The sequence below is a fragment of the Eikenella longinqua genome (assembly GCF_001648355.1).
Lineage (GTDB): Bacteria > Pseudomonadota > Gammaproteobacteria > Burkholderiales > Neisseriaceae > Eikenella > Eikenella longinqua.
Window position 1 is genome coordinate 1 of record NZ_LXSL01000025.1, and the last position, 20676, is coordinate 20676.

A 20676-nucleotide genomic window follows, 5' to 3' on the forward strand; every position below is an offset into this window, starting at 1 on the left:
TCCGCCAAATTTCTCGGCCAAAATGGTGGTCAGCGCTGCGGTCAGCGTGGTCTTACCATGGTCAACGTGACCAATGGTGCCAACGTTTACGTGCGGCTTGCTACGTTCGAATTTTTCCTTAGCCATGAGCTAATTCCTTTTCATATAAAAGATCGATTAAAAGAACAAAAGGCCACCTGAAAATCTTCAATCCAAACCTGAAATATTTTTCAGGTAGCCCATAAAGACTGCCCGTTTTAACGGACAGCCGAGGTGTAAAGTTAGCCTTTGCGGTCTGCTACTACTTTTTCTGCCACATGAGCCGGAGCTTCTGCGTATTTCTTGAACTCCATGGTGTAGGTGGCGCGGCCTTGAGTGGCGGAACGCAGGTCGGTTGAGTAACCGAACATCTCGGCCAGCGGCACTTCGGCGCGAACTTTCTTACCGCCGATGCCGTCGTCATCCATACCCAGCACGATGCCGCGGCGGCGGTTCAGGTCGCCCATCACGTCGCCCATGTACTCTTCCGGCGTTTCCACTTCTACAGCCATAATCGGCTCGAGCAGAACCGGAGAGGCCTTACGCATACCGTCTTTGAAAGCCATGGAAGCGGCCAATTCAAACGCGATTTGCGAAGAGTCCACATCGTGGTAAGAACCGAAGGTCAGGCGTACGCGCACATCCACCACCGGATAACCGGCCACGATACCGTTTTGCAGCGTATCGCGGATACCTTTATCCACAGACGGGATGAATTCGCGCGGAATCACGCCGCCTTTGATTTCGTCGATAAACTCGTAACCCGCACCGCCCGGCTCCATCGGCTCCATTTTGATCACAACGTGACCGTACTGGCCTTTACCGCCGGACTGTTTAACGTGCTTGGCTTCGGACTCGACTTCTTTGCGGATAGTTTCGCGGTAGGCCACCTGCGGCGCACCCACGTTGGCTTCCACGCCGAATTCGCGTTTCATGCGGTCCACGATAATTTCCAAGTGCAACTCGCCCATACCGGAAATAATGGTTTGGCCGGATTCTTCGTCGGTACGCACGCGGAAAGAGGGGTCTTCCTTAGCCAAACGGTTCAGGGCGATACCCATTTTCTCTTGGTCGGCCTTGGTTTTCGGCTCAACGGCAATGTGGATTACCGGCTCAGGGAATTCCATACGCTCCAAGATAATCGGGGCGTTTTCGGCACACAGGGTTTCACCGGTGGTTACGTCTTTCAAACCGATGGCGGCGGCGATGTCGCCAGCGCGCACCTCTTCGATTTCGGTACGGTCGGCGGCAGTCATCTGCACCAAACGGCCGATACGCTCACGAGTGCCTTTTACAGAGTTCAATACGGTATCACCGGATTTCACCACGCCGGAATAAACACGGATGAAGGTCAGCTGGCCAACGTATTTGTCGTTCAACATTTTGAACGCCAAAGCGGAGAATTTCTCGTCATCGCTGGCTTGGCGGCTGTCGGCCTCTTCGGTATCGGGATTCACGCCCTGCACCGGAGGAATATCGGTGGGCGCAGGCAGCAATTCCACCACCGCGTCCAGCATACGCTGAACACCTTTGTTTTTGAACGCAGAGCCGCACAGCATCGGCTGGATTTCGCCGGCCAAAGTACGCTGGCGCAAAGCACCGACGATTTCTTGTTCGGTCAGCTCTTCGCCGCCCAAGTATTTGTCCATCAGCTCTTCGTTAGCTTCGGCAGCAGCTTCAATCATGTTCTGACGCCACTCTTCGGCAGTAGCTACCAAATCGGCCGGAACATCGCCATATTCGAAAGTCACGCCTTTATCGGCTTCGTTCCAAATAATGGACTTCATCTTCAGCAGATCGACCACGCCTTCGAATTTATCCTCGGCACCCACCGGAATCACGATCGGCACAGGATTGGCGCGCAAGCGGTTTTTCATCTGCTCAACCACGCGGAAGAAGTTGGCGCCCTGGCGGTCCATTTTATTCACAAACGCCAAACGCGGCACTTGGTATTTGTTGGCCTGGCGCCATACGGTTTCAGACTGAGGCTGAACGCCGCCTACCGCGCAGTAAACCATTACCGCGCCGTCCAACACACGCATAGAACGCTCTACCTCTACGGTAAAGTCCACGTGTCCGGGGGTGTCAATGATGTTGAAGCGATGCTCGGGGAACTGCTTCGCCATACCGGACCAATAGGAAGTCACGGCAGCGGAGGTAATGGTAATACCGCGCTCCTGCTCTTGCTCCATGTAGTCGGTAGTGGCCGCACCATCATGCACCTCGCCCAGCTTGTGAGTCAGGCCGGTGTAGAACAGAATACGTTCGGTAGTGGTGGTTTTGCCCGCATCAATGTGGGCGGAAATACCGATATTACGGTACAGATTAATCGGGGTTTTACGAGCCATGTTGGTCGCCTTTCAAAATTAGAAGCGGAAATGAGAGAAGGCTTTGTTGGCTTCGGCCATGCGGTGAACTTCTTCACGTTTCTTCAACGCACCGCCGCGGCCTTCGGCTGCATCCATCAACTCACCGGCCAAACGCAAATCCATGGATTTTTCGCCACGTTTGCGGGCCGCATCGCGCACCCAGCGCATCGCCAGCGCCAAACGGCGGGAAGGACGAACCTCAACAGGAACCTGGTAGTTGGCACCACCAACACGGCGGCTTTTCACTTCCACGATCGGTTTGGCATTATCGATGGCTTCGTTGAACACTTCGATGGCTTCTTTGCCCTGTACTTTCTTGGCAATCTGCTCCAGCGCGCCGTATACGATGCGCTCGGCAACGGATTTCTTACCGTCCACCATCAGAACGTTCATGAATTTGGTCAGTTCAACGCTGCCGAACTTCGGATCCGGCAATACGTCGCGCTTGGGGACTTCTCTACGTCTTGGCATTTCAATTTCCTTTAATCTATTCAGCTGGGATTCATTCCCGCGAATGCCCATAGCAAGCATTCACTTACTCGGCCGTTATATCAACAAGAGCGGCCGACGTGCCTGTATTAAAAAATTATTTCGGGCGTTTGGCACCGTATTTGGAGCGAGCCTGTTTACGGTCTTTCACGCCGGCGGTATCCAGAGAACCGCGAACGGTGTGGTAGCGCACACCCGGCAAGTCTTTCACACGACCGCCGCGAATCAGCACCACGCTGTGCTCTTGCAGGTTGTGGCCTTCGCCGCCGATGTATGAAATCACCTCAAAGCCGTTGGTGAGGCGCACTTTGCATACTTTACGCAAAGCGGAATTCGGTTTTTTCGGAGTGGTGGTGTACACACGGGTGCATACGCCGCGTTTCTGCGGGCAGGCTTCCAGTGCGGGCACCTTGTTTACGTACTCGGGCTTTTTGCGGCCCTTGCGTACTAACTGGTTAATAGTTGGCATATTTTCTCGTCCTGTTGAGTTAAATATTTGCCGACACCATGCCGGCAAGAGCGGAATTATAGTTCTTTTGCAAGCGGTGGGTCAATGGTGGTGGCGGAATATACCTTAGCTTTTCGTGGTTTACGGGCGGCTCTGTTGTTTTCCGCACAACGCCGCGCTGCTTAGCGGGCATGGCGCACATGGCGTGCGGCAGGGCAACACAGCCTGCCGTATCCCGTATTCGCACGCGCTTGAGGCTACCTGAAAATATAGCGCGTTGCTGCGGAGTGGAATTTTTCAGGTAGCCTCTTGCAAACCATGAAGCGTGGCAACAAAGAGCAACAAAAGGAAAAGGCTACCTGAAATTGCCGGGCACGGTTTTTCAGGTAGCCTCTTGCAGCTATATATAAAGCATCGCTTTCAGGTAGCCGCTATTTGATTGCGTTGCGGATCACGCCCATGATGCTGCGGGTGATGGTGCGCGTGATTTGCTTGTTTACCTGGCTGCCGAGCGAATCGGCCAGGTCGTAGCCGAGGCCCTGGTTGGCGCGTTTGCGGCTGCCAAACAGGCCGCCGAGGAAGCCGTCCACCACGCCGCCCTGGCTGCGTTCAGCTTTTTGCGCGCTCGCGGCGGCGCTGCTTTGGGCTTTGGCTTCGGCGGCCGCTTGGGCGGCTGCGGCCTGCTCCTGCTCCAACTGTTGCAGGGCTTCATAGGCGGAGAAGTTGTCCACCGCGTCTTTGTAGTGGCGGTAGAGGATGTCGTTTTGGAAGCGGCTGTCGCGCTCGGCGGCGGCAAGCGGGGCGAGCTGGGATTGCGGCGGCAACACGAAGGCGCGTTCCACCACGCCGGGCATGCCTTTTTCATCAAGGAAAGACACCAGCGCTTCGCCCACGCCCAATTCGGTAATCACTTGCGCCACGTCGAGCGTGGGGTTGCTGCGGAAGGTTTCGGCAGCGGCGCGCACGGCTTTTTGGTCGCGCGGAGTGAAGGCGCGCAGGGCGTGCTGCACGCGGTTGCCAAGCTGGCCGAGCACGGTATCGGGCAGGTCGAGCGGGTTTTGGGTGACAAAATACACGCCCACGCCTTTGGAGCGGATGAGGCGCACCACTTGCTCAACTTGTTTGAGTAGGCTGTCGGCGGCGCTGTCGAACAGCAGGTGGGCTTCGTCGAAAAACATAACGAATTTGGGCTTATCCAAATCGCCGACTTCGGGCAGGGTTTCAAACAGTTCGGCCAGGAACCACAGCAAAAAGGCGCTGTAGAGGCGGGGCGATCGCATGAGCTTTTCGGCGTTGAGGATGTTGATCACGCCTTGGCCGCCTTCGGTTTGCAGCCAGTCTTGCAAGTTGAGCTCGGGCTCGCCGAAAAACACGTCGCCGCCTTCGCTTTCCAGCTGCAGCAGCTGGCGCTGGATGGCGCCGACGCTGGCGGCGGAAACGTTGCCGTATTGGGTGCGGTATTCTTTGGCGTGTTCGGCCACGTATTGCAGCATGCCGCGCAGGTCTTTCAAATCGATCAGGTGCCAGCCTTGGTCGTCGGCGGCTTTGAATACGAGGTTAAGCAGGCCTTCCTGGGTGTCGTTCAGGTTCATCAAGCGGGAGAGCAGCATGGGGCCCATTTCGGAAATGGTAACGCGCACGGGGATGCCGGTTTCGCCGTACACGTCCCAAAAGCGCACGGGAAAACCTTTCAGGTAGCCTTCCGCATCCAGCCCGAATTGGGCGATGCGCTCGCCCACTTTGCCTTGGCCGTCGCCGGGATTGGCGATGCCGGAGAGGTCGCCTTTCACGTCGCTCATGAATACGGGGATGCCGGCGGCGCTGAAGCTTTCGGCCATTTTGCGCAGGGTGACGGTTTTGCCCGTGCCGGTGGCGCCGGCAATCAGGCCGTGGCGGTTGGCCATTTGGCCGAGCAGGAATAACTCGCGGCTGTCGGCGATGCTGTGGGCGATGTGGAATTGCGCCATCGTGCTTCTCCAAGGGGATTGATAACGGGCGATATTGTAGCGGAATCGCGGGGTTTGACGGCAAATTTGTTGGGAGCAGCGCGCCGGGATGGTTTTCAGGTAGCCTTATCCTCGATGGTTGAAAGGCTACCTGAAAACCGTTGGCCTGATTGCAGGCTGCCTGCCTGGTAGCTCCAGCCAAAAGGCTACCTGAAAAACAGAAGCCGAGCCCCGCCAGCATTTTTCAGGTAGCCTCCACACCCCAAACAGCGCATAATACGCCCGTTTGCACCCGCCCGGAGACCACCATGCCCAACCCGCTTTACGGCCAGCACATCATTTCCATCCCCGACCTGAGCAACGAGCAGCTCGAATGCCTGCTGGATACCGCCCTGCGCCTGAAGCAGGCGCCGCGGCACGACTTGCTCGAAGGCCGCCTCATCGGCTCCTGCTTCTTCGAGCCCTCCACCCGCACCCGCCTCTCTTTTGAAACCGCCGTGCAGCGCCTCGGCGGCAAAGTAATCGGCTTTTCCGACGGCGCCAACACCAGCGCCAAAAAAGGCGAAACCCTGGCCGACACCGCCCGCATCATCTCCAGCTACACCGACGCTATCATCATCCGCCACCCCAAAGACGGCGCCGCCCGCGTGCTGGCCGAATTCTCCGCCGTGCCCGTAATCAACGCTGGCGACGGCACCAACCAGCACCCCAGCCAAACCCTGCTCGACCTCGTTACTATCCAAGAAACCCAAGGCAGCCTCGCCAACCTCACCATCGCCATGGTCGGCGACCTCAAATACGGCCGCACCGTCCACTCCCTCGCCCAAGCCATGAAACGCTGGAACGCCGAATTCATTTTCGTATCCCCGCCCAGCCTCGCCATGCCCGACTACATCACCGAAGAGCTCGATGCCGCCGGCTGCCGCTACCAAACCCTGCCCAGCCTCGAAGCCGCCATCGAGCGCGCCGACATCCTCTACATGACCCGCGTGCAACGCGAACGCTTCGACGAGCAAGAATTCGCCAAAATCCAAGGCAAATTCAACCTCGAAGCCGCCATGCTCCAGCATGCCAAACCCAACCTACGCGTGCTGCACCCCCTGCCCCGCGTAGACGAAATCCACCCCAACGTGGATGACACGGTTTATGCTTACTACTTCGAACAAGCCAAAAACGGCGTGTTCGCACGTATGGCCATGCTCTCATTGGTGCTCAACGAAACCGTATAAATATCCGGCACTTCAGGCTACCTGAAAAACACCCGGCCAAGCCAAAGCCGGGCTTCGGCAACGTAAACAATCCAGCCGAAACCCACAGCCTCATGCATGCACACGTCATTGGTTTATATCTATAAAACATATTGTTTAACAAAGGGATCAAACAATGCATGCAAAAACCATTTTGATGCTGATGTGCCTGGGCGCGCTGGCCGGCTGCGGCGGCAGCAGTAAAAACGGCGAAGGCCAAAACATCACTTCCATCAAATTCGGCAGCGGTAGCAATTATAGGCAATCTTCGACCATGTCCGTCCGTATGCGTGAACAGCCACAATCGCAGCCGCAAACCGACAACAATACGCCAAACCCCAATCCGTCGCCCAACCCCAACCCGACACCGAATCCGACCCCCACACTGGATCCGACTCCGGACCCCAATCCCGATCCAACCCCCAACCCGCCGCCCACGCCGGAGCCGCCTAAACCCACTCCGACCAACGGTTGCGAAAAAGCCACCGACGAATCCGGCCAGTGGAAAAGCTTGCGATGCTTTGAGTTTAAAGAATCTACCGTGCCGCAAGACTGGGAAGTCAAAAATATTCCCAACCACTTGGGCGGCCACCTCTCCTACCTCAGGGGCAATGTGGAGTTTGTGGAAAACGACTATGTGAAGATCACTACCCGCCGCCATTGTGTGCGGCAGCAGGGCGATTCCCTCACCACCACCAATGCCACTACCGGTCCATGTGCAGCAAACCAAGTTGCACAATACGCCAGCGGCCGTTTCGAATCCAAACCCATCGTGGATGCCAGCAAACCCTTCCGTGCGGAAATCCGCGCCCGTATCAACTGGAACGGATCCCAAGGCATGCGCACCGCCCTTTGGATGCGCAACAGCGAAAACCTGCAAAACTGCGCCCGTAACCCCGCCGCCAACGACCCCTACGGCGAGCTGGATATCGTTGAATGGTATTCCTCCGCCCGCGAGTATGCCTGGTCGTCCTCCCATGCCCTCTGCTATTACAGCCCTCAGAAAAATCTTGGGCCACCCGCCTCTTTGTGCACCGTTTGGAATACCGCCTCAACAAACAAGCCACCCCGATCGACGGCGCTTGGCATGTATGGGCTGTTGAATTTGACGGCCAGAAAGTACGCTACTTCCTGGACGGCAAGCTGATTCCCGTGGCCACCTACCGGGCGAACGACAACACCCGCGTCAGTGTGATCAATGAGCACGATACCGATGCAGACGGCGGCTATCCCTCTACCATGCCGGATGAAGACTATACGAAACTCAACATCACCAAAGAGATGCTGAGGCAGACATTCGTAGAGAAAGGCCCTTGGTATTTCATTATCAACGACTATGCCGAATGGGAAGAGCAGCTGAAGCCACCCAAACCCACCGACCCCTTCCCCATCCAAACCACCCTGATCGACTACGTGCGGCTGTATCAGAAAAACTAACCCCGCTCTTGCAGGCTACCTGAAATTTCAGGTAGCCTTTACTCCGTCTGAACCACCCGAAATCCGGAAACCCAAATGGACAACAAAAAACTCAGCGTCGAAGCCATCGAACACGGCACCGTTATCGACCACATCCCCGCCGGCCTCGGCCTCGCCATCCTGCGCCAGTTCAAACTGCTGCACCACGGCCACGCCGTTACCGTCGGCTTCAACCTCCCCAGCAAACGCCACGGCCGCAAAGACATCATCAAAATCACCGGCATTCAGCTCGACGAAGCCGCCGCCAACCGCCTCGCCCTCTTCGCCCCTGAAGCCACCGTCAACATCATCGCCAATTTCCGCGTCGAGCAGAAAATGCCCCTGAAGCTGCCCGACACCATTAGCGAAGTATTCCGCTGCCCCAACCCCAACTGCGCCAGCCACGGCGAGCCCGTGGCCAGCCGCTTCTACGTGCGCCGCCGCGGCAGCCAAACCCGCCTCAAATGCCACTACTGCGAAAAAACCTACGACCGCGACCTCGTGGCCGAAGCCTAACCCCATTATCCGCAGGCAAACAGGCTACCTGAAAACCGGAACACTCGTTTTCAGGTAGCCTTTACCCCATCCCACCACCACCCAAACCGCCATGCCCTACCAATACCGCCAAACCCTGCCCCGCACCCCCTTAGACATCATCGGCGACATCCACGGCGAATTCGCTGCCTTCCAAGCCCTGCTGCACCACCTCGGCTACCGCGACAACGGCCACCACCCGCAAGGCCGGCGGCTCGTCTTCGTTGGCGACCTGTGCGACCGCGGCCCCGACAGCCCCGCCATGCTCGACTGGTTCCAACAAGCCCACAGCCAAGGCTTCGCCCAAATGGTGCTGGGCAACCACGAACTCAACCTGCTCGCCAACGACCCCAAAGACGGCGCCGGCTGGTTTTTCCACTCCCGCGCCCAACAAGACGCCGCCAACTACGCCCCCTGGCAACACCAAGCCGAACACCGCAAAGCCGCCCTCACCGCCTGGCTATCCGAACAACCCCTGCTGCTCGAACGCCCCGACCTGCGCATCGTCCACGCCGCCTGGCTGCCCCAACACATCGAACGCCTCGAAGCCGCTAAAGGCGAAAGCCTGGTGGCGCAATACCACCGCTTCGATGCCGAACAAGACCACCGCATCCAAAGCGCCCCCTGGTATGCCGACTATTGCTACGAACAAGAACATTACGCCGCATTGGCTCACAACCCCCACCAAGTCCCGCCGCCCATGCCCGCCACCGCCCAATACGACCTCGAACGCAGCCGGCTCAACCCCATCCGCGCCCTCATCAGCGGCGTTGAACGCCTCGCCGACGCACCCTTTTTTGCCGGCGGGCGCTGGCGCGGCACCACCCGCTGCCCCTGGTGGGACGACTATCATGCCGACACCCCCGTTATCATCGGCCACTACTGGCGCAGCTGGCAGCCCTCCCCCGCCGCCCTTCCCGCCGAACACGGCCTGCTGCCGCCCCAATCCGACGCCTGGCACGGCGCGCGGCACAACGTATTCTGCGTCGACTTCTCCATCGGCGGCAGCTGGCGTGCCAGAAAATTCCCGCAGCAATATCAGCCGGAACAATTCCGCCTCACCGCCCTGCGCTGGCCGGAAAAAGAACTGGTCTTCAACAACGGCGAGCGCGCACCCACCCGCTAGCTGAACAAAAAAGGCTACCTGAAAATTTCAGCAAACTTTTTTTCAGCTAGCCTCCATCTATGCAAGAGGCTAGCTGAAAAGAAAATCTCCACACCGCAAAAAAGCAAGCACCCAAGCCCAGACGGTAATCAAGCCAAACAATCACCCAACAAAAAGGCTACCTGAACTTTTTCAGGTAGCCTTCATCAATCCGGCAGCTTATTCTTCGCTCATAAAGCCGCGCAGCTTTTGGATGGCTTTGGCTTCAATCTGGCGGATGCGCTCGGCGGATACGCCGTATTCGGCAGCCAGCTCGTGCAGGGTAAGCCCGCCGTCGTCTTGCAGCCAGCGGCTTTCCACAATGCGGCGGCTGCGGTCGTCGAGCTGCGCCAGTGCGTTTTGCAGGCCTTCGGTCTGCATGGCATAGCGGGCTTTCTGGGCGATTTGCTGGGTGGGCTCGTTGTGCGTATCGGCCAGCCAGTCGATGGGGGCGTAGCTGTCGTCTTCGCCGTCGCTGTTGTCGGCGAGGAGAGCGACGTCTTTGCCGGTCATGCGCTGTTCCATTTCCAGCACTTCGTCCATCTTCACGCCCAAGTCGTCGGCGATGCTCTGTGCTTCTTCGGGCGAGAGGGCGTTCATGCTTTTGCGCATGCTGCGCAGGTTGAAAAACAGTTTGCGCTGCGGCTTGGTGGTGGCCACGCGCACCATGCGCCAGTTGCGCAGGATGAATTCGTGAATTTCGGCCTTAATCCAGTGTACGGCAAAGGAAAACAGGCGGGCGCCGCGGTTGGGCTCGTAGCGCTTTACGGCTTTCATCAGGCCGATATTGCCTTCTTGGATGAGGTCGGCTTGGTTGAGGCCATAGCCGTCGTAGCCGCGGGCGATAGACACCACCACGCGCAGGTGCGACAAAATCAGTTTTTTAGCGGCTTCCAAGTCGCCTTGCAGCTGGCGCACGGCCAGATTGTGTTCTTCCTCGGGCGTGAGCAGCGGGATGCTGTTCACGGTGTGAATATATTGCTCCAAACTGCCGTGGCCGCTGGGAATGGGTAAGGCAAAAGCGGTATTCATTATTTCTTATTTCCTTTTTTAATTTGTTCTTTTTCTGCCGCCATCGGGCGGATTCTTTTTGCTCTATCTTTTCTCTGAAGATGCCATTAAACACCTTTTTGTGTGAGTTTGTTTTATCGATAGGTAAATTTTTGTATTTTCCTAAATTTGATTTATTTTCTATATTGCAGCATCTGGCAACAAGTTCGCACAAGCTCGCCTATTCTCCATCATCTGCCTGCTCAACTGCTTCGCCAGACGCTGCATTTTCTTCTGCCGTCACGGGCGCACGATGGGTTTGCGCCGCCGAAAAATAGCCGGCCAGCAGCATAATCACGGCCACGCACAGCAAACCGTATATCAGCGGCAGCGAGCCGCCCATCTTCATATACGGGGTTTCGCCGCGATAGCCTTCGATGCTGCCTTCAAGCACGGTGCGGGTGTCGGCCGGGGCAAGTTTCACGATTTGGCCTTGCGGGTTGATGATGGCGGTGGCGCCGGTGTTGGTGGCGCGCACCATGTAGCGGCCGAGCTCCAGCGCACGGGTTTGCGACTGCTGCAAGTGCTGATACATGGCGGTGGAGCGGCCATACCAGGCCATATTGCTCACATTAGCCAGCAGGCTGGCGCGTTTGGCTGAGGCAATCAGCTCGTCGCCGAAGCCATCTTCGTAGCACACGTTGAAGGCAACACGCTGGTTGGCGAGCAAGAGTGGGGCTTGAGCGCTGCCGCCTTGGCTGAAGCCGGCCAGCGGCATGTTCATCATGCGGTAGAGCGGCTCAGTGAGGGCGGGCAGTGGCTTGTATTCGCCGAAGGGGACGAGGTGGTTTTTGGCGTAAAACGGGATGTCGTCGGGCCAGTCGGGATGGAAGTTGCTCAGGTTGATGACGGCGTTCAGGTAGCCTGTGCCCTGCTGGTTGTATTGGGCGATGCCCATGGCCAGGGCGCTGCCGTTGCGCTGGGCTTCGTAGGCGAATTGGTCGAGGACGCCGGGGTGGTATTCCTGCAAATCCTGCCGCATGATGGGGAGGGAGGTTTCGGGCAGGATGGTGATGTCGGCCTGGCTGTTGGCCACCTGCTCGTAGTAATTTTGCATGATGGCGCCCAGCTGCTCGGGCTCCCATTTCAGGCTTTGTGCCACGTTGCCCTGCGCCAGCGCCACGGTGGCGCTGCTGCCGTCGGGCTCGGTGAAACGCGCTTGGCGCAGCTGCCAGCCACCGGCCAGCACACCTATCAACAGCAACACGGGCAGCACGCACCGCCGCCAGCCTTGATTGTGTACGGCCAGCACCAGCCATGCGCCGCAACAGGCACACAAGAGCGTGAGCAGGTGCAGCCCGCCCACCGGCGCATAACCGGCCAGCGGGGAATAGCCGGCCACCTGGCTGTAGCCCAGTGCGCCCCAGCCGAAGCCAGTAATCGCCCGCTCGCGCGCAAACTCGGTGAGCGTCCACAACACGGGCAGCAGCAGGCCGATACGCCAGCCGCGCGGCAGGCGTGCTTTTTCCAGCAGCCAGAAGCAGGCGGCGGGATAGAGCGCCAGATAGGCAGGAAGCAGCAGGGTGAGCGGCAGGGCGTAGAGATTGGGCAGGCCGGATACGTCGTGCAGCGCGGTGTGTATCCAATAAAACTGCGCGGTGTAGCCTGCCAGCCCGAAGCAGTAGGCGCTGGGCACGCCGTTTTGCGGGCGCAGCTCGGTGAGCCGGATCAGCGCGCCAAACAGCAGCGGCATCAGCCAGAAGTGGTAATACGGGGCAAACGCCAGCGGCGTGGCGGCGGCCAACAACAGCAGCGCGGGCCAATACACATAGCGCCGGCGGAAGAAAGCCTCAAATTTTGCAACCCAATTCATGTTTTCAGGTAGCCTCATAAAGACGCGGTATTATAGTGGATTCGGACGGCGGGATGAGAGAAAAATACGATGGGCACGATTGCTTCGGCGGCACGACCGGCGAAGCAATGCCGCGTTTGGCTGCTGGTTATTTTTCAGGTAGCCTCAAGCTGTCCAAAGGCTACCTGAAAAATATTTGGGCAAAGCAAGCCGGATTGCATGCAAAAATGTGCCGCCAAGCCGCCGGCACCTTGCACCGCCGCTGCCAACAGGGTACCCTTCGCCCGCTTCCGTTTCTCCCGCCGGCCAGCCGGCATTTCCCGATAGGACACACCATGCACCGCCCCCACCGCCGCGCCGTATACGCCGGCAGCTTCGACCCGCCCACCAACGGCCACCTGTGGATGATTCGCCGCGCACAGGCCATGTTCGACGAACTCGTCGTCGCTCTCGGCACCAACCCCGACAAACAGGCCACCTACACCCTGGAAGAGCGCACCGCCATGTTGCGCGCCATCACCGCCGAGTTCCCCAACGTGCGCGTTACCCATTTCCACAACCGCTTCCTGGTCGATTTCGCCGACAGCATCCAGGCCGACTTCGTGATACGCGGCATCCGCAGCGGCACCGACTACGAATACGAACGTGCCATGCGCTATATCAACGCCGATTTGCAGCCCAGCATCACCACCGTGATCCTGATGCCGCCGCGCGAATTTGCCGAAGTCTCATCCACCATGGTCAAAGGCATGGTCGGCCCGCAAAACTGGCAGAAAACCATCCGCCGCTACGTGCCCGAAGCCGTGTACCGCAAAATCCTCGCCGACCACGGCTGCGAGCCGGAAGATAATTAAACTTCCCCTGCCCGCCTAGGCTAGGCTACCTGAAAATATTGCCGAAGCAGCCCCTGTTTTTTCAGGTAGCCTTTTCAGGTAGCCCCAATCGAACTGGTTAATAAAACAATAAAGCACGATAAACTCGTGCTTTATTCGTTTGCTGCTTGGGCGGCGCTTAGTGTTTCTTATGCAAGCGCAGATAATCGAGCGTTTTCAGTTCGGCAATCGCCACTGCCAACGCAGCTTGGGCTTTAGCCAAGGCTTCATCGTCTTTGGCTTGAGCCACGCTGGCTTCGGCCGTTTTCCGCGCCTCTTCCGCCCGCGCCTGATCCAACTCGGCACTGCGCACGGCCACGTCGGCCAAAATCATGATCTTATCCGGCTGCACTTCCAAAATACCGCCGGAAATAGCCACCAGCACCTCGTCTTCCTGATCCGGCACCTGCAAACGCAGCGTGCCGGGACGCACCAAGCTCATAATCGGCTCGTGGCGCGGCAGAATACCGAGCTCGCCGTTCAGCGTCGGCACCACGGCAAACTTCACCTGGCCGGAATAAATATTCTGCTCGTTGCTGACCACATCAATCTGCATGACATCCATGCTGCGTTCCTCAATTCAAGGTTTTGGCTTTTTCCACGGCCTCTTCGATACCGCCCACCATGTAGAAAGCCTGTTCCGGCAGGTGGTCGTATTCGCCGCTCAAAATCGCCTTGAAGCCGGCCACGGTGTCGCGCAGCGGAACGTATTTGCCGGGCGAGCCGGTAAACACTTCGGCCACGTGGAAGGGCTGCGACAGGAAGCGCTGGATCTTACGGGCGCGCATTACGGTCATCTTGTCTTCATCAGACAATTCGTCCATACCCAAAATAGCAATGATGTCGCGCAACTCTTTGTATTTCTGCAAAGTGGATTGCACGCCGCGAGCCACGTCGTAATGCTCCTGACCCAACACCATCGGATCGAGCTGGCGGGAAGTGGAGTCCAGCGGATCCACGGCGGGGTAAATACCCAGCGAGGCAATATCGCGGCTCAATACCACGGTCGCATCCAAGTGGGCGAAGGTGGTGGCGGGAGACGGGTCGGTCAAGTCGTCCGCCGGCACATATACGGCTTGGATCGAGGTAATAGAACCGGTTTGAGTGGAAGTAATGCGCTCTTGCAGACGGCCCATTTCTTCGGCCAGCGTCGGCTGATAACCTACGGCAGACGGCATACGGCCGAGCAGTGCGGATACTTCAGTACCGGCCAAGGTATAACGGTAGATGTTGTCCACGAAGAACAATACGTCACGACCTTTGCCGGTTTCGTCTTTTTCATCACGGAAATATTCGGCCATAGACAAACCGGTCAGGGCTACGCGCAAACGGTTGCCGGGCGGCTCGTTCATTTGACCATACACCATCGCCACTTTATCCAACACGTTGGAATCTTTCATTTCGTGGTAGAAGTCGTTACCCTCACGGGTACGCTCACCCACGCCGGCAAACACGGACAAACCGCTGTGTGCCTTGGCAATGTTGTTGATCAGCTCCATCATGTTCACGGTTTTGCCAACACCGGCACCGCCGAACAAGCCCACTTTACCGCCTTTGGCAAAGGGGCAGAGCAAATCGATCACTTTAATACCGGTTTCCAACAACTCGGTCATACTAGACAGTTCGTCAAATTTAGGTGCGAATTGGTGGATGGCACGCGTTTGATCAGAACCGATCGGGCCTTGCTCGTCTACCGGATTGCCAAGCACATCCATGATGCGACCCAAAGTGGCCTTGCCCACAGGTACGGTAATCGGTGCGCCGGTATTGTTTACCGCCAACCCTCGCTTCAGGCCGTCGGTGCTGCCCATCGCAATAGTACGAACAACGCCATCGCCGAGCTGCTGCTGCACTTCCAGCGTTAAATCGGTATCGACCAGCTTCAATGCGTCATAAATGCGCGGGATAGCGGCACGGGGAAATTCCACGTCGACGACCGCACCAATGATTTGTACGATTTTGCCTTGATCCATTTATCTATATCCTAATTTTTCAAATCTGCCTGCTTACCTAAACAGCGGCTGCACCGGCTACAATCTCTGACAATTCCGTAGTAATTGCAGCCTGACGAGATTTGTTATAAATCAAGCGCAATTCTTTAATCGCATTACTTGCATTATCCGTAGCGGCCTTCATCGCCACCATACGGGCAGACTGCTCTGAAGCCATGTTTTCGCACAAAGCCTGATAAACCACCGATTCCAAATAACGACGCACCAAATATTCCAGCACAGCAATCGGAGAAGGCTCATATTTGTATTCGCGACCGTATTCTTCGTCTTCCGAGATTTCGTTCAGCACATTATGGCCAATCGGCAGCAACATCTCGACATTCGGTTCTTGGCGCATAGTGTTGATAAATCTTGAGTACACCAAATGCACCACATCCAAACCGCCATCAGCATAGCGCTGGAAAACCTCGGTAAGTGAGCCGAGCAGCACTTCCATCTTCGGAGTATCACCCAAATTTACCGCACTGGCCACTACATTGAGCCCCGCACGGTTACAGGTAGCCAACCCCTTGCTGCCAAAGCAGACCACTTCAACTTCAATGCCCTGCTGTTGGTATTCCTGAACCTTCAATAGGAATTTTTTCAGCAAATTGGCATTCAATCCACCGCATAAGCCCTTATCGGTTGTAATCAGAATAAACCCGGCTCGCCGGATATTCTCACGACTTTCCAAAATTGGCAGCTGCTTATGTTCGGTTTCAACCTGTGCCAAATGGCTCATCACTACCCGTACTTTTTCTGCATAAGGGCGTGCTAAACGCATTCTGTCCTGCGTTTTCCGCATTTTGGAAGTCGATACCATCTGCATGGCTTTGGTAATCTTCTGTGTGTTTTGCACACTACGGATTTTAGTGAGGATTTCTTTCCCTACTGCCATTTCAGATTTTCCCCTTACGAACTTTAGGCCGAATAATTACGAGATGCTTTGAACGTGTTAATTGCATCGGTCAAAACTTGCTCGTTTTCTTCACTCATCACGCCACTCTGGTTAATTTGATCCAGCACGTCGGCATGTTGGGTACGCACATAGCCCAAGAAATCAGCTTCAAACGCCAATGCCTTAGACACAGGAATATCTTCGTACGAGCCTTTATTGATTGCCCACAAAGTCAAAGCCATCTCAGCAATGCTCATAGTGCTGAATTGTTTTTGCTTCATCAATTCAGTAACCACTTCACCATGCTGCAGCTGCTTGCGGGTTGCCTCATCCAAGTCAGAGGCAAATTGGGAGAACGCTGCCAATTCGCGGTATTGAGCCAAAGCCAAACGGATACCACCACCCAGTTTCTTGATGACCTTAGTTTGAGCCGAACCACCTACGCGTGATACCGAAATACCGGCGTTAATCGCAGGGCGGATACCGGAGTTGAACAAGTCAGTTTCCAAGAAAATCTGGCCGTCAGTAATAGAAATCACGTTAGTCGGAACGAAGGCAGATACGTCACCTGCCTGAGTCTCAATAATCGGCAACGCAGTTAGTGAACCGGTTTTGCCTTTCACTTCACCATTAGTGAGTTTTTCCACCTCAGCCACATTGATGCGAGCCGCACGTTCCAGCAAACGGCTATGTAAATAGAACACGTCGCCAGGGTAGGCTTCACGACCAGGAGGACGGCGCAGCAACAAAGAAATTTGACGATATGCCACAGCCTGTTTAGATAAATCATCATACACAATCAGGGCGTCTTCACCACGATCGCGGAAGTATTCACCCATGGTGCAACCAGAGTACGGAGCAATAAATTGCAGTGCAGCAGCTTCTGAAGCTGTAGCAGCCACCACAATGGTATGCTCCATTGCACCGTGCTCTTCCAATTTACGCACTACGTTGGCGATAGAAGAAGCTTTTTGGCCTACGGCCACATAGATGCAGATAACGCCGGTACCTTTTTGATTGACGATCGCATCCAATGCTACAGCCGTCTTACCGGTTTGACGGTCGCCGATAATCAACTCACGCTGACCACGGCCAATCGGCACCATGGAATCCACAGACTTTAAGCCAGTCTGCATAGGCTGATCCACAGACTGGCGAGCAATCACGCCAGGAGCAATTTTCTCAATCGGTGCAGTTTCTTTTGCATTGATTGGTCCTTTACCGTCAATCGGCTGCCCTAACGCATTTACTACACGACCAACCAGTTCGCGACCAACCGGCACCTCAAGAATACGACCCGTACATTTGACTTGATCGCCTTCTTTGATGTGCTCATACTCACCCAGCACAATCGCGCCGACTGAATCTCGCTCCAAGTTCATGGCCAAGCCAAACGTATTACCAGGAAACTCCAGCATCTCCCCCTGCATCACATCTGACAGCCCATGCACACGCACAATACCGTCAGTCACAGAAATCACGCCACCATAAGTGTTCGCTTCCTGTTTTGTATTCAGGTTCTCAATTTTGGATTTCAACAACTCACTGATTTCAGCAGGATTAAGCTGCATGAAACTCTCCTAATTTATCATTGCCGCATACAGGCTTTTCAATTTCCCCTGCACGGACAAGTCTAAGACTTTATCTCCAACTTCGATCTTGATACCACCAATCAGCTCAGGAACAATTTCCAGCGTAGCATCTAGCTTATGGCCAAATTTCTGCTGGCAATCACTTACCACCTTAGCAAACTGACCTTCGCTCATTGGAAAAGCGCTATAAACAATAGCTTTTTGGATATGATCTTTCGACAGCAGAAACTCTTGATATTGGGCATAAATATCTGGCAAAACCATCAACCGCCCAGCTTCCGCCAACACATACAGAAAATTCTTAAATTCTGCATATTGCGGCGCATGAATGCCATCCAACAAACCAACCAGGGTATCCGCCTTAACCGAAGCAGCGACCCCTGCATCCTCAATAAACGTAGCAAGTTTAGGTTGGCTAACAGCCCAAGCCAGCTCTTTCAGCTTTTCCAGCCAAGCTTCAGCATAACCCTTTTCAATAGCCAATTCGAACAATGCTTTCGCATACGGCCTGGCAATAGTGGCAAGTTCAGCCATAGTCTCACAGCTCCTGCTTCAGCATACCCAAAAGCTGGGCATGTTTATCGGCATTAATCTCACTGCATAGAATCTGTTCGGCACCTTTAACAGCCAGCACGGCCACTTGCTCACGCAAAACCTCACGAGCCCGATTAAACTCCTGCTCCACATCAGCCTTAGACTGCGCAGCAATACGAGCAGCCTCAACGGCAGCCTGTTTTTTTGCCTCTTCAACAATTTGAGAAGCACGCTTTTCGGCATTGGCAATAATTTCTGCCACCTGCCCGCGGCCTTCAGACATAATTTCGGCTACTTTTTTCTCAGCCTGCTCGAAATCATGTTTTCCACGTTCAGCAGCAGCCAAGCCTTCAGCTATCTTGCTGGCTCGCTCATCCAAAGCCTTAGCGATGGGTGGCCACACAAATTTTACTGTGAACCACACCAGCAGGCAGAAGACAATAATCTGTATGATTAAAGCTGAATTAATATTCACTTTACTCAACCTTCACAGTTAGGGTTAAAACAAACGTAAAAAGTTTGTGTAATCTTAACCTGCAACTGCCGGAGCAAACGGATTCACGAACGCGAACAACAGGGCAACAGCCACACCGATCAGGAACGCCGCGTCAATCAAACCGGCAATCAGGAACAACTTGGTCTGCAACGGCTCGATCAGCTCAGGCTGACGAGAAGAAGCCTCCAGATATTTTGAACCTACGAATGCAATACTGGCCGCAGCAGCCACAGCACCAAAGGCAACAATCAGGCCGCAAGTGATGGCCAATACACTATTCAAATCCATTTGAAACTCCTTACAAGTGAAAGTTAAAAATACAACTACAAAAAACTACAAACTAGTGGGAACTATGCGCCTGCCCGATATACACAAAAGCCAACGCAACAAAAATAAACGCCTGCAACACAATAACCAGAATATGGAACACCGCCCATACGAACCCAGCCAAAATATGGAAGAACGCCAATACAGGATCCACCCAAGTAACCGCTTCGCCAGGCATTGCCCAAGCACCACCGAGCATCGCAATCAGCAAGAACACAAGCTCACCGGCGTACATATTACCGAAGAGTCGCATGCCGTGGGAAATGGTTTTAGAAGAAAACTCAACCAGATTCAAGACGAAGTTGAACGGAGCCAACCAGATGCCGAACGGCGCAGCAAACAGCTCATGAATCCAGCCACCCAAGCCTTTGAGCTTGATATTGAACATGAAACAGGTAAGCAACACGCCGATAGACATACCCAAAGTAATATTCAAATCAGCAGTCGGCACCACACGCAGCAGCGCATGATGATTGCCTGTAATATGCTGCCAAATCCACGGCAGCAAATCCACCGGCAGCAAGTCCATGGTATTCATCAGCACAATCCACACAAACAGCGCCAAACCCAGCGGCGCCACTGTCTTGCGAGATTGCTCGTTATGAATCATACCCTTGCAAAGATTATCGATAAACTCAAACAGAATTTCGATTGCAGCCTGAAAGCGCCCCGGCACACCAGGCGTTACCTTGCGGGCACCATACCACATCACCAGCGAGCCGATAACAGCCAAAACCGTTGCAATAAAAAGGGAATCTAAATTGACATAGGAAAAGTCGGCAATATTTTGCAGACCCTGCCCTTTGCTCACATCCGACAAACTGGTCAAGCTTTGCAAGTGGTGCTTGATGTAGTCGGCTGCACTCATGCTTTCACTGGCCATACTTTCTAGCTTTCCAAAATATCAGTAACACCGCATGACTCACCGCAATCAACCCGACAATAAACGGAACAAATACGATTCGTTGGCGATAAAAAACAAACACCAGCGTCATCAGAACGACCGCCAGTACTATTTTTAAGCCTTCTCCAATCCAAAACGCGCCATCCCGCCACTTGGGGAAGCGCCGAAGAAACCTTAAAACCAGTACCGCCAGCATGGTCGGCAGCAGATAGCTCAAGCAGCCCAACGCCGCAGACTTAGCCGCAGCCGCGCCGGAAAACGCCCAAAAAACAGCAGCCAACACCACCGTTACCGCCAATTGGAGATAAATTGCCGCTGCCATATGACCATCTTTATCAGCTAAACAATAGCCGCGCAAATATAAGCAAAAACAGGCTTAGTGTCAAGAAAAGTGTTAATCTTTGTCAAATGAGTTCAATTTAAACACACAGCCTGCCTGCCATACCTGCGCCAACGGCTTTTCGGCTTCAGGCTACCTGAAAGCGTGAGCTTCAACGAAGTGGACCGATGTCTTGGCGCAGCCAAGACTGAGTTTCTGCGAAGCTAAAACGTCAGCTTCCATGAAGCTAA

Annotated in this window: 22 protein-coding genes; 6 read left to right on the top strand and 16 right to left on the bottom strand. The window is 55.1% G+C overall.

Annotation, left to right across the window (positions count from 1 at the left end; genetic code table 11):
• From A7P95_RS06870 to A7P95_RS06890, 5 genes are all read right to left on the bottom strand, one after another.
• The coding region (locus A7P95_RS06870; RefSeq protein WP_234395924.1) for a GTP-binding protein at positions 1-126 on the bottom strand (126 nt) is incomplete at its 3' end.
• A 134-nt stretch (positions 127-260) separates the two neighbouring features.
• A complete protein-coding gene (gene fusA / locus A7P95_RS06875; protein ID WP_067593110.1) occupies positions 261-2366 on the bottom strand; it encodes an elongation factor G in 2106 nt (701 codons plus the stop codon).
• An 18-nt stretch (positions 2367-2384) separates the two neighbouring features.
• Complete coding sequence (gene rpsG / locus A7P95_RS06880; RefSeq protein ID WP_067593114.1) at positions 2385-2858, bottom strand: 30S ribosomal protein S7; 474 nt, start codon at positions 2856-2858, stop codon at positions 2385-2387.
• A gap of 115 nt (positions 2859-2973) precedes the next feature.
• Positions 2974-3345 carry a 30S ribosomal protein S12 gene (rpsL, locus tag A7P95_RS06885; protein ID WP_003824684.1) on the bottom strand — a complete coding sequence of 124 codons (372 nt, stop codon included), beginning with the start codon at positions 3343-3345 and terminating at the stop codon, positions 2974-2976.
• Positions 3346-3755: 410 nt separating this feature from the next.
• Complete coding sequence (locus A7P95_RS06890; protein WP_067593117.1) at positions 3756-5291, bottom strand: helicase HerA-like domain-containing protein; 1536 nt, start codon at positions 5289-5291, stop codon at positions 3756-3758.
• Positions 5292-5578: 287 nt separating this feature from the next.
• On the opposite strand from A7P95_RS06890, the gene pyrB reads away from it, so the two are divergent.
• The 5 genes from pyrB (at position 5579) to A7P95_RS06910 (ending at position 9632) form a co-directional block, all read left to right on the top strand.
• On the top strand, positions 5579-6499 hold the full coding sequence (gene pyrB / locus A7P95_RS06895) for an aspartate carbamoyltransferase (RefSeq protein ID WP_067593120.1): 921 nt from the start codon (positions 5579-5581) through the stop codon (positions 6497-6499).
• A gap of 154 nt (positions 6500-6653) precedes the next feature.
• A complete protein-coding gene (locus tag A7P95_RS11670) occupies positions 6654-7664 on the top strand; it encodes a LamG domain-containing protein (protein WP_156503535.1) in 1011 nt (336 codons plus the stop codon).
• 5 nt (positions 7665-7669) lie between these two features.
• On the top strand, positions 7670-7954 hold the full coding sequence (locus A7P95_RS06900) for a hypothetical protein (RefSeq protein WP_156503536.1): 285 nt from the start codon (positions 7670-7672) through the stop codon (positions 7952-7954).
• 75 nt (positions 7955-8029) lie between these two features.
• A complete protein-coding gene (gene pyrI / locus A7P95_RS06905; RefSeq protein WP_067593127.1) occupies positions 8030-8488 on the top strand; it encodes an aspartate carbamoyltransferase regulatory subunit in 459 nt (152 codons plus the stop codon).
• 91 nt (positions 8489-8579) lie between these two features.
• Positions 8580-9632 carry a metallophosphoesterase gene (locus tag A7P95_RS06910; RefSeq protein ID WP_067593130.1) on the top strand — a complete coding sequence of 351 codons (1053 nt, stop codon included), beginning with the start codon at positions 8580-8582 and terminating at the stop codon, positions 9630-9632.
• Between the two features lie 198 nt (positions 9633-9830).
• Here the strand turns inward: A7P95_RS06910 and rpoH are convergent, their stop codons facing one another.
• Positions 9831-10682, bottom strand: coding sequence for an RNA polymerase sigma factor RpoH (gene rpoH / locus A7P95_RS06915; RefSeq protein ID WP_067593133.1), 852 nt, complete (start codon positions 10680-10682; stop codon positions 9831-9833).
• A gap of 199 nt (positions 10683-10881) precedes the next feature.
• The gene (gene lnt, locus A7P95_RS06920; protein WP_082890765.1) at positions 10882-12513 is read right to left on the bottom strand and encodes an apolipoprotein N-acyltransferase; all 1632 of its coding nucleotides are present in this window, start codon (positions 12511-12513) and stop codon (positions 10882-10884) included.
• Between the two features lie 314 nt (positions 12514-12827).
• On the opposite strand from lnt, the gene coaD reads away from it, so the two are divergent.
• On the top strand, positions 12828-13346 hold the full coding sequence (gene coaD / locus A7P95_RS06925) for a pantetheine-phosphate adenylyltransferase (protein WP_067593319.1): 519 nt from the start codon (positions 12828-12830) through the stop codon (positions 13344-13346).
• A 157-nt stretch (positions 13347-13503) separates the two neighbouring features.
• Here the strand turns inward: coaD and A7P95_RS06930 are convergent, their stop codons facing one another.
• The 9 genes from A7P95_RS06930 to A7P95_RS06970 are packed head-to-tail and all read right to left on the bottom strand — an operon-like array spanning position 13504 to position 20428.
• Positions 13504-13929 (bottom strand): F0F1 ATP synthase subunit epsilon, encoded by a 426-nt coding sequence (locus tag A7P95_RS06930; protein ID WP_067593136.1) that lies wholly within the window; start codon positions 13927-13929, stop codon positions 13504-13506.
• Positions 13930-13939: 10 nt separating this feature from the next.
• Positions 13940-15337: a F0F1 ATP synthase subunit beta gene (gene atpD / locus A7P95_RS06935; protein WP_067593139.1), complete on the bottom strand. Its 1398-nt coding sequence runs from the start codon at positions 15335-15337 to the stop codon at positions 13940-13942.
• A gap of 37 nt (positions 15338-15374) precedes the next feature.
• Positions 15375-16253 (bottom strand): F0F1 ATP synthase subunit gamma, encoded by an 879-nt coding sequence (gene atpG, locus A7P95_RS06940; protein WP_067593141.1) that lies wholly within the window; start codon positions 16251-16253, stop codon positions 15375-15377.
• A 23-nt stretch (positions 16254-16276) separates the two neighbouring features.
• Positions 16277-17824, bottom strand: a complete 1548-nt coding sequence (gene atpA / locus A7P95_RS06945) for a F0F1 ATP synthase subunit alpha (protein ID WP_067593143.1) — start codon at positions 17822-17824, stop codon at positions 16277-16279.
• Positions 17825-17833: 9 nt separating this feature from the next.
• Positions 17834-18379 (bottom strand): F0F1 ATP synthase subunit delta, encoded by a 546-nt coding sequence (locus tag A7P95_RS06950; RefSeq protein WP_067593145.1) that lies wholly within the window; start codon positions 18377-18379, stop codon positions 17834-17836.
• A 4-nt stretch (positions 18380-18383) separates the two neighbouring features.
• Positions 18384-18854, bottom strand: a complete 471-nt coding sequence (locus tag A7P95_RS06955; protein WP_067593147.1) for a F0F1 ATP synthase subunit B — start codon at positions 18852-18854, stop codon at positions 18384-18386.
• A 54-nt stretch (positions 18855-18908) separates the two neighbouring features.
• Entirely contained in the window at positions 18909-19163 is a 255-nt protein-coding gene (gene atpE, locus A7P95_RS06960) for a F0F1 ATP synthase subunit C (RefSeq protein ID WP_067593149.1), read from the bottom strand.
• Between the two features lie 52 nt (positions 19164-19215).
• Complete coding sequence (atpB, locus tag A7P95_RS06965; protein WP_067593151.1) at positions 19216-20085, bottom strand: F0F1 ATP synthase subunit A; 870 nt, start codon at positions 20083-20085, stop codon at positions 19216-19218.
• The gene (locus A7P95_RS06970) at positions 20075-20428 is read right to left on the bottom strand and encodes an ATP synthase subunit I (RefSeq protein WP_067593153.1); all 354 of its coding nucleotides are present in this window, start codon (positions 20426-20428) and stop codon (positions 20075-20077) included. Before A7P95_RS06970 ends, atpB begins: the two co-directional genes overlap by 11 nt.
• Positions 20429-20676 lie beyond the last annotated feature (248 nt).